Origin of the sequence: Lysinibacillus sp. YS11, from assembly GCF_002896375.1 — a bacterium.
GTDB lineage: Bacteria > Bacillota > Bacilli > Bacillales_A > Planococcaceae > Lysinibacillus > Lysinibacillus capsici.
Genome location: NZ_CP026007.1, coordinates 256,128 through 268,489, shown reverse-complemented (window position 1 = coordinate 268,489; position 12,362 = coordinate 256,128). Strand labels below are relative to the sequence as shown.

Genomic DNA, 12,362 nt, shown 5'->3' with positions numbered 1-12,362 from the left:
TCGGTGTATAACCGAGCGACGCCTTTGCTCTTTCATATCAAAATTTAAACTAATTTACACATACTCATTTACTAAATCATTACTTGATAGTAAATATTTCGCCAATGCTTCAATTTCATCGCCAATTGGTTGATCGGCTAATAATGGTGGGCAAAATTCTCGCACTTTCTTTAAGAATTTACTTGTAGTAGGAGATAATTGCTCTTCTGCCTTGTCTAAATGAATAGCCTGTGATGCACAAATCAATTCGATAGCTATAACGCGAGCAGCGTTGTGAACAATCTGACGTACTTGACGTGCCGAAGTTGTTCCCATACTTACATGATCCTCTTGGTTACCTGATGTAGGAATAGAATCCACACTCGAAGGATGTGCTAAAACTTTATTTTCTGAGACAATAGAGGCTGCTGTATATTGAGCAATCATAAGCCCACATTCAATCCCAGGGTTTGTTGCTAGAAACGGTGGCAGCCCTTCATTAAGTTGAGGGTTTACCATACGTTCTGTACGTCGTTCTGAAATATTGGCCCACTCACATACACCTATTTTCAAAAAGTCCATTGCCAAGGCTATTGGCTGTCCATGGAAATGCCCACCCGATAAAACCTCCCCGCTTTCTAAAACGATTGGATTATCAGTTGTTGCATTCATTTCAGTTTGAACACGGTCCTGTGCGTAGAAAAATGACTGCCAAGAAGCACCATGTACTTGCGGTATACAACGTAGTGAATAAGCATCCTGCATGCGAATTTCACCCTGCTTTGTCACACGTTTACTGCCATCGAGCCACTTACGAATACGCCCGCCCACTAGTTCTAACTCTGGATGTGGTCTTACTGCTAAAAGTGCTGGATCAAATGCCGAGGTAATGCCCTTTAAAGCTTCCAGTGTTAAGCTAGCAGCCATATCCGCTGCAAGACCGATTCGTTCAGCTTCATTGACCGTTAATACACCTATACCCGTCATAGCTTGTGTACCGTTAACTAATGCTAGCCCCTCTTTAGCTTGAAGTCTAACAGGGGTTAATCCTGCTTGCTTTAGCGCGTCACTACCACTCATGATTTCTCCGTTAAACTCAGCCTTTCCTTCTCCCACTAACACTAATGCCAAATGTGATAAAGGCGCTAAATCACCACTTGCTCCTACTGAACCTTGTGACGGAACAATTGGATGAACACCTTTATTAATAAGATTCAACAATAGTTGGACAGTTTCCTCACGAATGCCAGAAAATCCTCTGGCCAAAGCATTGGCACGTAACACCATCATTGCACGTACAACATCTGTTGGGAATGGTTCACCAACACCGGTTGCATCTGATCGTAATAAATTTAGCTGCAATAGCTCAATGTCTTCTTCTTCAATTTTTATATTGCTGAGTTTACCAAACCCTGTATTCACACCATAAATTGTTTGGCCTTCAGCTAAACGCTTTTCGATACGCTCTCTACTTAAACGAATACGTTCCAAACTCTCTGTAGCAAGCGCAACTGTTGCTTGCCCCTTCACGATTTCCTCTATTTGTTGTCTTGATAATGTATTGCCATCAAGCTCGATGATTGACTTCACATGACATCCCCCTATTCCCTATATGGCTATGTAAATAAAAATTATCTTCATTCATATTTTCGTAATATGAAAACATCAGTCTCAAACTTTTTAAGCGTTTTCATAACAAAAGTTGGCTTCTGCTGATGATCAATTACTCTATTTACATTGTACTAACTACCTTTTTCAGAATATAGAGAATTTTAATAGAGAAAACAAGACTTTTTTCAGATTACTATGTTATTTTTATTAATATAACCGTACTTTTATATGAAACTAGAATATTTTAAGAAGGGCTGATGGTATGAAGCTGTTATTAATTGATCGCGATCTAACCGACCTAGCAGGAATAAAGTGGTTTTTACATACATATTTCCCTGGAGATGTTTTTATTGAAATGTGCACAAGTATTTCAGAGGTGTCTCATAGCATTAAACAATTTGAACCTGATGCCATACTGTTAAATATCGATATATTCCCTAATAATCGCTTAGCAGCTCTTTATCGCGATATACAAAAGCTTTCTGGTGCCATTTTAGCAATGACAACTGAGCCATTATTTAAAAATGCTTTGAAGGCAATTGATTTACAAGTTGCTCATCTTTTTGTGAAGCCTATTGATTTAGAGCTATTAAAGAATAAACTCACAACCATTTCTCTTCGCACACCACAGATTACAGAAGATGCTCAAGAGACTACAAACGATTCCTTTTATAATCAATTATTTTTAGATAATAAATCAAGTTCAATTGAGACAACATTACATTTCACAATGATTGAACCCGAGCATACTGAAACCTTCAATAAGCTTTACAATTGGCTTCAACAAACACCGATTCACTTTCATATGAAAACCTATCCTCTATCTAATAGAATCGTATGTCTTTTTCAAACAAATGATATAAGGATTGTGGAAAAAGATGTACGTACACTTATGAAGGAATGGCGTTTGATTAGTAATAGTTCTTTAAATATCGGCATATATGATGGAACACCTACAACCATTAAAACTATGTATACATTAACAAAGCGTGCACTACATCAAAGTTTTTATGAGGGCTTTGGCCATATTTTTTATGCGAGCAAACAATATGAAACTCAGCCCTTTGATCCCTTATTGACACCAGAAGAGCAACAATTACTAATAAGTAGTTTGGAAGATGGAAACCTAGAGGCCGTTAAAACATTTTTATATCGGCTTTCTAATGAAGGCATATATTATGAGCAAGACGATTTACGCATTCATTTGACGAGTGTCTTAGCACAAATTAGACGCTTTATGCTGAAATATAAATTACATGAAAAAGCGGTTATCGAACAACACTACCGTCAGCTATTTCATTTAATCATTGAGCATCCTATATTTTATACGATACTCAATGGGATTATTTCTTTCACGCAGACATTAATTGAGTTAGCAAGGGAAGCTCGCATAGAGAAACGAGCTGATTATGTTGAACTAGCTATAGAAATAATTGATCAACAATTTAAAGATAGCGCACTGTCTCTTCCCTTTGTCGCTCATAAACTTGGAATAAGCCCCAATTATTTAAGTACAATTTTCTCAAGAAAACAAGGCTTGCCATTTAAGCGCTATTTACAGCAAATAAGAATTCATCATGCCACAAAAATGCTGCGAGAAACAGATTTTGCTATTAGCGAAATTGCTCATTTAAACGGTTTTGATGACCCAAATTATTTCATAAAATTATTTAAGCAACAAATTGGTATTACGCCTAACCGATATAGAAAAAATTAAAAGATTGATTAAAATAATTTTCAATTAGTTGATTTTATTTTCAATAAAGATTTTATCATGATGTGATTATCTTGATCTTAATATGACAATTATCTATAAAATTGAGATTAAATAAAATAAATTTAAGTTAAAAACTATGTATAAACCCTATGTCTAGCGCATATATTTATAGTTTATACTTAAATATAAAAATTCTTTAACGATAATTATTATAATGTACTAGCAATTCTATTTTATATTTGTTATAGTTATAGACGAAGAGTTTGACTCACATTTTTTTCAGGAGGTAAACTAATATGACAAACGCAAATGATCGTAGCCGTCGCTTTACAACAGCAGGTGGTGCTCCAGTAGTAAGTAACCATGACTCTATGTCAGCAGGTCCACGTGGCCCTCTTTTACTTCAAGATGTATGGTTAGTTGAAAAACTAGCAAATTTCAACCGTGAAGTAATTCCAGAACGTCGTATGCACGCAAAGGGCTCAGGTGCATTTGGTACTTTTACTGTAACGCATGATATTTCACAATATACTAAAGCGAAAATCTTCTCAGAGATCGGCAAGAAAACTGAAATGTTCGCACGTTTCTCTACAGTAGCGGGTGAGCGTGGTGCAGCAGATGCAGAGCGAGATATTCGTGGCTTCGCCCTTAAATTCTATACAGAAGATGGAAACTGGGATTTAGTAGGGAACAATACACCTGTATTCTTCTTCCGTGACCCGTTACACTTTACAGATTTAAACCATGTGGTAAAACGGGACCCACGTACAAATATGAAAAATGCCAACTCTAACTGGGATTTCTGGACTTCATTACCTGAAGCACTTCACCAAGTGACAATTGTTATGTCTGACCGTGGTATTCCAGCTGGTTACCGTAATATGCACGGATTTGGTTCTCATACGTATAGCTTTATCAATGCTAATAATGAACGTGTTTGGGTTAAATTCCACTTCCGTACAGAGCAAGGCATTAAGAACTTAACTGGTGCCGAGGCTAATGAGATTATTGGTCAAGACCGCGAATCTTCACAACGTGATTTATATGAAGCAATTGAAAAAGGCGATTTCCCTAAATGGAAAATGTACATTCAGGTAATGACAGAGGAACAAGCTCGTGAGCTACCATACAACCCATTTGATTTAACAAAGGTATGGTATAAAAAAGACTTCCCATTAATTCCTGTAGGTGAATTCGAGTTAAACAAAAATCCAGACAACTACTTTGCAGAAGTTGAACAAGCTGCATTCGCACCATCTAACATTGTTCCTGGCATCAGCTTCTCACCAGATAAAATGTTACAAGGTCGTATCTTTGCATATGCTGATGCCCAACGCTATCGTCTTGGTGTAAACCACTATATGCTTCCTGTCAACGCACCAAAATGTCCATTCCGTACTTTCCACCGAGATGGAGCAATGCGCTTTGATGGCAATCTTGGTTCGACATTAAGCTATGAACCAAATAGCTATGGTGAGTGGGAGCATAATTTAGACCATAAAGAGCCTGAATTACGTATTGATGGTCATGCAGGTATTCATGATTTCCGTGAAGACGATAATAATTACTTTGAACAACCAGGTAAACTATTCCGTCTATTGACTTCGGAAGAGCAGCAACGCTTATTTGAAAATACCGCGAACGATATGGCTTCTGTTGAAGAATTCATCAAACGCCGTCACATCCTTCACTGCTATCTAGCTGACCCAGCATATGGTGAAGGTGTCGCTAAAGCGATGGGTCTTTCCTTAGAAGGTATGGACCTTACAAATCCATATGTAAAACAACCAACAAACGTTTAATATTCCACTTTATTATTGATATCCAAATCCAACTTTCACTCCATGTGAATCCACTATTCACATGGAGTTTTTTTATTAAGAAAAGGCCTATGTCTATTTTTTTGACATAAGCCTTTTCTTTCATTATTGGTAAATTTGACTGCCTGCTTTTTTAAACTCCTCAGCCTTTTCTTTCATACCTTGATGGATCGCTTCAGTCGTATTCAAATCCTTATCTTTCGCATAATTACGAATATCCTGTGAAATTCTCATGCTACAGAATTTAGGCCCACACATAGAACAAAAGTGTGCTGTTTTTGCTCCCTCTGCTGGCAGTGTCTCATCATGATATTCCACTGCACGCTCGGGATCTAGTGACAGATTGAATTGATCACGCCAACGGAACTCAAAGCGCGCTTTAGACAGTGCATCGTCTCGTTGTTGTGCACCTGGATGACCTTTTGCTAAATCAGCAGCATGTGCAGCAATTTTATAAGTGATAACGCCCACACGAACGTCCTCGCGATTCGGTAAACCAAGATGCTCTTTCGGTGTCACATAACAAAGCATCGCTGTACCAAACCAGCCAATCATGGCTGCCCCAATGGCTGATGTAATGTGGTCATAACCTGGAGCAATATCTGTTGTGAGTGGTCCTAATGTATAGAAGGGAGCTTCCTTACAAACCTCTAATTGCTTGTCCATGTTTTCTTTAATCAAATGCATTGGTACATGACCTGGTCCCTCAACCATTACCTGAACATCATGCTGCCAAGCAATCTGTGTTAGCTCGCCTAGTGTTTCAAGCTCTGCAAATTGTGCCTCATCATTGGCATCTGCAATTGAGCCTGGGCGTAAACCATCACCTAAGGAAAAAGCAACATCATAGGCTTTCATAATTTCACAGATTTCCTCAAAGTGTGTATACAGGAAATTCTCTTGATGATGATATAAACACCACTGTGCCATTATAGAGCCACCTCGAGATACAATACCTGTCACACGATTTGCTGTTAGTGGTACATAGCGTAAAAGGACACCTGCATGAATGGTGAAGTAATCCACACCCTGCTCAGCTTGTTCAATGAGAGTATCACGATAAACCTCCCACGTTAAATCCTCTGCTACACCATTTACCTTTTCTAAAGCCTGATAAATTGGCACTGTTCCCACTGGCACTGCCGCATTTCGAATAATCCATTCTCTAGTTGTATGAATATGTTTACCAGTCGATAAATCCATAATATTATCTGCGCCCCATCGAGTTGCCCAGGTCATTTTCTCAACTTCTTCTGCAATGGAAGAAGATACAGCAGAATTCCCGATATTCGCATTGATCTTTACATGAAAATTACGCCCAATAATCATTGGCTCTGCCTCAGGGTGATTAATATTAGAAGGCATTATAGCACGCCCAGCTGCAATTTCTGAACGTACAAATTCAGGATCCATATTTTCACGAATCGCTACAAACTCCATTTCAGGCGTTATAATTCCCTTTCGTGCATAGTGAAGCTGTGTCACATTTTTACCTTTTTTAGCACGCAAAGGCTTTCTCGCCAACTCAGGGAAGACATTTTCTTGAATACGCGGGTCATCAACATGACGAAAGCCATTATCCTCCGGTTTAATGGAGCGTCCCTCATATGCTTCTACATCCCCTCGCTCTTGAATCCATGCATTTCGTAAGGCAGGTAAACCTTTCGTAATATCTACTTGGTAGGCTGGATCTGTATAGGGCCCACTCGTATCATATACTCGAATAGGAGCATTTTCTTCATTTCCAAAACTGCCTGTTGTCGGACTTAATGCAATTTCTCGCATAGGTACTAGAATATCTGGGCGTGATCCTTCCACATATACTTTTTTGCTTCCTTCAAAGCTGGACATAATGGTAATATTCTTTTCACTAATTGCTGACATGAGCTACTTCTCTCCCTTAAATTTATTTTGATATAAGGACCGATTCTAGCTCACCCCAACAATCCAAAAAATAAAGGCCGAATCCAAAATAATTATTTGGATCCGGCCACGAATGTAAAGGTCTATTGATTGCATACTCTGCAATAGCTTCTTAACTTTCCCACGCTGGTATGAGCCAGATCAGGTCCAAAGGGTCAAGAAACTTCGTAGCGTTTCCCTCTCAGCCTGACTCATCAGACTCCCCTAGTTAATACTATTTAGTTTGATGCTAGTGTAGCAGATAATACTAAGAGATGGAAGTTATTTTTTATCTTACTAGGTAAATAATACTTCTGCAAAATAGATCACAATGGTTACAGTTATACAGCTTACAATGGTTGAAAATAAAACAGCTTGCGCGGCTGTTGCTGATTCTACATCATATTCCAATGCTAGACTAGAACTATTGCGGGATGTTGGAAAAGCACTAGCTATAAACAGTGATTGTGCGACGACTCCATCTAATCCCAATATATAAATAATGGCCAATGCAACAGATGGTCCAATAATTAATCGCGTAAAACAGCTGATAAAGACGGTTTTATTAAACATTGATTTCATCTCTAATTGTGATAATTGCGCACCTAAAGTAATTAGAGCCACAGCAATAAATCCATCTGCCACATGTTCTACTGGTATTTTGATAAACTGTGGAATACCGATATCAAAATAATTCATAGCGACACCTATAATCAGCGCATGAATAATAGGCATTTTAAAGAAATCCTTGATGATTGTCATACCTGACTTTGTAGAAGAAATTAAATTGTATAAACCATATGTATACGTAGTCATATTTTGAAAGATTACGAGCATGACCTGAATGGCTACTCCAATAGGTTGCGTGGCAAATATCATTTGAGCCACTGGAATACCGTAATTACCCGAGTTAATGAGCACAACACTATTTTTAAAGACAGCTGCCTCTGTTCTAGCTAAACCTAACCCTTTTGCCATAAAGTGACTGAGTATCATTTGACTACCGATAAAGAGTACAATAAATAATCCGACCTCTCCCAGTACAGTTAATTCCACATGTGTTTCATATAAATTTACAAAAACAGCTGCTGGCATAAAGCAATATGTAATAAGCTGAGACAATGCTTTTAAATTAAAGCGAAATTTCTTTTGTAGTATAGCGCCTATTACAAGTAACACTAAAATAGGTACAACAATTTGAAAGAAAATCATTCCGAGATACATCATATCAATGTCCCCCTTCCAGTGTTAATAGTAGTGTTGAATTCCTTCTAGGTCAATTTCTCCGGCTTTCACCATAAAGAAGACTGCCTCTATATTGAAGGCAGCCTTTCTTTTTAAGCAAGCTTAAATCGGTTTACAACTTCTTGTAGCTCGTTTGAAATATCGTTCATATTTTGAATAGACTCTGCTACTTTTTGTAATTCTACTTGTTGATCCATTGCAGAAGCACTTACTTGTTCCGCAGAGGCTGCTGTTTGCTCTGAAATAGCCGAAATACTTTGGATAGCCATGATTGCCTGATTTTTATGCTCTAACATGCTAGATAGTTTATTCATTAAATCACTAATAGAATTTGCAATTGAACCCGACAAATCACTGCTATCTTTAAATGCTAGTTGCGTGCTTTGTACGGACTCATTTTGAGATTGCATTAAATCTGCATTAGATGCAATCACAGCAACCGTCTGCTGAGAATTTTCAAGAATACTTTCTACTGTACTCTTAATAATTTCTGTTTCATTCTTAGATTGTTCTGCTAGCTTTCTAACTTCCTCTGCAACTACAGCAAATCCTTTACCATGTTCACCAGCACGTGCAGCCTCAATACTTGCATTTAAAGCTAGCAGATTAGTCTGCTCGGTAATGCTTTGAATCGAAGCAATAATCTGATTAATATTGGCAATATTAGAAGCTAATGATTCCATTTGCTGCTGGATACGCCCATTCATTTCATTTGTCTCCATATTACGTTCTCTTAAACTTTCAACCTCATGCAATCCTTTTTCCGTTGTTACACCTGTTTTATGAGATAGCTCATCCATTTCATTAGAAAGAGCCGTAATAGCATCAATCTGATCTGATAAATCCATCATTCGATAATTTGTTTCTTCTGTATCCTCTGATTGCTTCGAAGCTCCTTGTGCAATCTCGTTGATAGCTACAGAAACCTCCTGACTAGAAGCAACTACCTCATTAAATGCCTCATTTACCTGATTAGAAGATTGGTTCAATAACCTCGTGGAATTTAGTACAGTTTGAATCGCACTATTGGTTTTATCTAACATATTATTATAGGCCACAGCAACTGCACCAATTTCATCAGGCTTAATATATCGCTCTTCTACCTTTTGTGTTAAATCCCCTTCGGCTGCAGTTTCAATCGATGCACGTAAAAATTTAAGTGGTTTTAATTGTTTATAGATGAATAACACACTTGCAGCTGTCATCAAAACCACCATAATAATGGAAGCAATAATCGTAAATACAAATACATGATTATATGTTTCTAGAATCTTTGATTCAGCTAACACGACTTGAACAGTCCATGTTTCGTCAATACCCTCTAAAATCATTGGAGCAAAAACATTATAGGCCTTTTCCTTCAGTTGATTAGAGTCAACGTACATACTTGTTAGTTCACCATTTTCCATTGTCTTACTAATACTTGTCCAAGTAGGATCCTCTTGCATATTGCGCCCAACTAGCTCATCACCAAAACTGTTAGCTGTTAGCACACCTTTATTCGTAATAATTGCCGCATAACCGCCTTCTGGGGCATTCGATTTTGTTAAATCATTTAAAAAATCTATTGATACATCGGCAGTCAATACACCGAAAAATGTCCCGGAAGCATTGATTAATGGCACTGAAATGGTTGTCATTAATACGGATTGACCGTTTACATTATAATCATAGGGCTCTGTCAAAACTGCACGTCTCTCTTCTTTTGGTACCCAATACCATTCAGAAATACTCTTATCATCAATACCTTCGATTAGAGCCGTCGAGATATCATTTCCGTTCTTACTTAAATAAGGGATAAAACGTTTTTTAGTATCTACTAAAGCAGCTTCAGTTGGTTCTAAAATAATAGAATCTTGCTCAAAGATTGCTCCTACTCCAAGAATGTCATTATTGCTAGCTAAATTGTTTTCCATTACGTCTATGACACCCTTGGTAGACAACGTATTATTCTTCTCCATGCTTTCTATGATACGCTTTGTTGTTTGTAATGTCGTATTGGCTTTCTTAAATCTTTCACTCATAATAGCTGCAGAAGATTCAGCCGATTGTAATGTTCCATGCTCTGCGTCTTCAACACTTTGCTTTTTTATAATAATCCCCGTTATGACAGTATAGGATAAAAATAAAATAAGAAATAATCCTATTATAAGGGAAGAAAGTTTTAAGGCAATTCCTCTTGATTTTTTCATAACTAACACCCCCACTTTTATACTAATAATAATGGATGGATGATTGTATCACAATAAAATATTTAGCGAATAAAGTAGAAAATTTACAGAATTATAGAGAAAAATACCGATACTTCACCAAACATTTATTTTTCAATATAAAGGACTAATGACTTATTTGAATGGAGATTCATAGTAAAACATCCTCTTCTAATTCTAAATTATAGAAAAATATGATATATTAACTATTAAATAGAATGATTGGAGTGACTTAAATTGAAAAATAAAGCGCTATCAACATTAATGGTCACGGCTATTACAGCGACACTAGTATTACCAATGTCTACGGCAAGTGCCACAACATCTCAAATACAATCAAATTTATATGAGACACAGGTGGCAGCAGCCAAAAAGGTGATAGGTGAATCCGTAACGATCAAAAATATAACAAAAGATACTGTGATAACATCTAACGGTACATTTAGAATTCAATCTGCATTAAAGCCCCTATTCAATACATCAAATAAAACAGCATTATCCAATGCCCGAGCAACTATTGTAGTGAAAAACGGACAACTTACCGACGTTACAGCATTAATATTAAACAAAGCAGGTACCAGCAAAAAATCTGTTTATTTTGATGGAGGTAACGCACAAATCTCTGGAGACCTCACTGTTAACGCGGACTATGTAAAAGTTCAAAACGTTAGTGTGGATGGTCAGCTTATCATTACAAACAGAGTAAAAAAAGCTGTTACACTTGATGATGTAGTAGTAAGTGAAACAATTACACTAAAACCAATTGTAACGAAAAAGGTAAGTTGGCTATACGTTACTTTAATCGATATGAAATCATCAAACATCAATTTAGCCCGTACTAAAGTCAACGTATCGTCTGATCAACTTCTTTCCAAAGTAGAGGTAGTAGGCAAAGTAGAATCCTTTGGAGCAATGGCTAATATTGAAAAACTTACAATTGATGTAACAAAAGATTTCAACCTTTATGGAGAAGGTAAAATTGAGCAAATCGTTGTAAAAGGTGGAGCTAAAGTAGCTTTAGATTCAGGGCATCTAGTAAATAATGTACAGGTGAACGATAGCCGTATCTCAGTAACGCTCCCTGTCATTGATAAAAAAGAACTTAATGCACTAATTGCATCCCCGCCATATGTACAAGTATCTGTAAACGGCTATGATATATTAAATACGGATAAATGGACAACACATACAGACCGTGCAGTATTTGATTCTGCTGTAGTGACTGCAAGAGCTGTAGCGAACAATAATAGCGCCTCTCAAGAACAAGTGAAGAACGCCATCATTCAATATAAAAATGCACTGGTAGTCTACCAGGCTGCACAAAAGAATGGCACAAAGTATGGCTACGGTGATAAGGCATCACTACAGTCTTTAATTAATTCTATTCAATATGTTACAGTGTCTTGGGATGGATCGAATATTCCATATAATTCTCAATGGACTACTCAATCAGAGAAAAATGCAATTGATTCTGCTGTTTCATCTGCTCAAGCAGTCGTAAATAATTATTATGCAACTCAAGCAGATATTGCCAACGCTATCAATAATTTAAATAATGCTATTTGGACTTATAAGAATGCCTATAAACCTGGAAATAGTGGACAATATGTTGATAAAACTTATCTACAATCACTTGTAAATCATGCAAAAGATATGTACGTGATGGTTTCAGAAAATGGGATAGGTATACCATCAACTACTAATTGGACAACATACAATGAGTGGTATATTTTTAACTCAGCCGTTTCACACGCTGAATCACTTTTAGTTAATAGCAATTCGACTCAATCGGATGTGTCATATGCGGTAGATCAATTAAATAGTGCGATTTCTACCTACACGGGACAGTATAAGCCAGGTAAAAATTAGGCTGTTTGA

At 37.2% G+C, this 12,362-nt stretch carries 7 protein-coding genes and 1 riboswitch; of the genes, 3 read left to right on the top strand and 4 right to left on the bottom strand.

The genetic code is table 11. The features are described from left to right. Window positions 1-54: 54 nt before the first annotated feature. The gene (gene hutH / locus LBYS11_RS01250; RefSeq protein WP_048390715.1) at window positions 55-1,569 is read right to left on the bottom strand and encodes a histidine ammonia-lyase; all 1,515 of its coding nucleotides are present in this window, start codon (window positions 1,567-1,569) and stop codon (window positions 55-57) included. A gap of 283 nt (window positions 1,570-1,852) precedes the next feature. Here hutH and LBYS11_RS01245 point away from each other — a divergent pair, with 283 nt between their 5' ends. Next, window positions 1,853-3,307, top strand: coding sequence for a response regulator transcription factor (locus LBYS11_RS01245; RefSeq protein WP_103117305.1), 1,455 nt, complete (start codon window positions 1,853-1,855; stop codon window positions 3,305-3,307). Window positions 3,308-3,603: 296 nt separating this feature from the next. Continuing rightward, window positions 3,604-5,109 (top strand): catalase, encoded by a 1,506-nt coding sequence (locus LBYS11_RS01240; RefSeq protein WP_048390717.1) that lies wholly within the window; start codon window positions 3,604-3,606, stop codon window positions 5,107-5,109. A 123-nt stretch (window positions 5,110-5,232) separates the two neighbouring features. Here the strand turns inward: LBYS11_RS01240 and thiC are convergent, their stop codons facing one another. The 3 genes from thiC to LBYS11_RS01225 form a co-directional block, all read right to left on the bottom strand. Beyond that, window positions 5,233-7,011 (bottom strand): phosphomethylpyrimidine synthase ThiC, encoded by a 1,779-nt coding sequence (gene thiC, locus LBYS11_RS01235; protein ID WP_048390718.1) that lies wholly within the window; start codon window positions 7,009-7,011, stop codon window positions 5,233-5,235. Between the two features lie 140 nt (window positions 7,012-7,151). Further along, a riboswitch (TPP riboswitch) is annotated at window positions 7,152-7,266 on the bottom strand. Window positions 7,267-7,326: 60 nt separating this feature from the next. Then, a complete protein-coding gene (locus LBYS11_RS01230) occupies window positions 7,327-8,256 on the bottom strand; it encodes an AEC family transporter (RefSeq protein ID WP_048390721.1) in 930 nt (309 codons plus the stop codon). A gap of 110 nt (window positions 8,257-8,366) precedes the next feature. Beyond that, on the bottom strand, window positions 8,367-10,466 hold the full coding sequence (locus LBYS11_RS01225) for a methyl-accepting chemotaxis protein (protein WP_048390723.1): 2,100 nt from the start codon (window positions 10,464-10,466) through the stop codon (window positions 8,367-8,369). A 255-nt stretch (window positions 10,467-10,721) separates the two neighbouring features. Here LBYS11_RS01225 and LBYS11_RS01220 point away from each other — a divergent pair, with 255 nt between their 5' ends. Next, window positions 10,722-12,353 carry an FIVAR domain-containing protein gene (locus LBYS11_RS01220; protein WP_066038071.1) on the top strand — a complete coding sequence of 544 codons (1,632 nt, stop codon included), beginning with the start codon at window positions 10,722-10,724 and terminating at the stop codon, window positions 12,351-12,353. Window positions 12,354-12,362: the final 9 nt, after the last annotated feature.

Excerpts from the sequence above, each read along its gene's own strand:
- LBYS11_RS01245 (WP_103117305.1), top strand. The coding sequence starts at position 1,853 with ATGAAGCTGTTATTAATTGATCGCGATCTAACCGACCTAGCAGGAATA.
- LBYS11_RS01240 (WP_048390717.1), top strand. The coding sequence starts at position 3,604 with ATGACAAACGCAAATGATCGTAGCCGTCGCTTTACAACAGCAGGTGGT.
- thiC (WP_048390718.1), bottom strand. The coding sequence starts at position 7,011 with ATGTCAGCAATTAGTGAAAAGAATATTACCATTATGTCCAGCTTTGAA.
- LBYS11_RS01230 (WP_048390721.1), bottom strand. The coding sequence starts at position 8,256 with ATGATGTATCTCGGAATGATTTTCTTTCAAATTGTTGTACCTATTTTA.
- LBYS11_RS01225 (WP_048390723.1), bottom strand. The coding sequence starts at position 10,466 with ATGAAAAAATCAAGAGGAATTGCCTTAAAACTTTCTTCCCTTATAATA.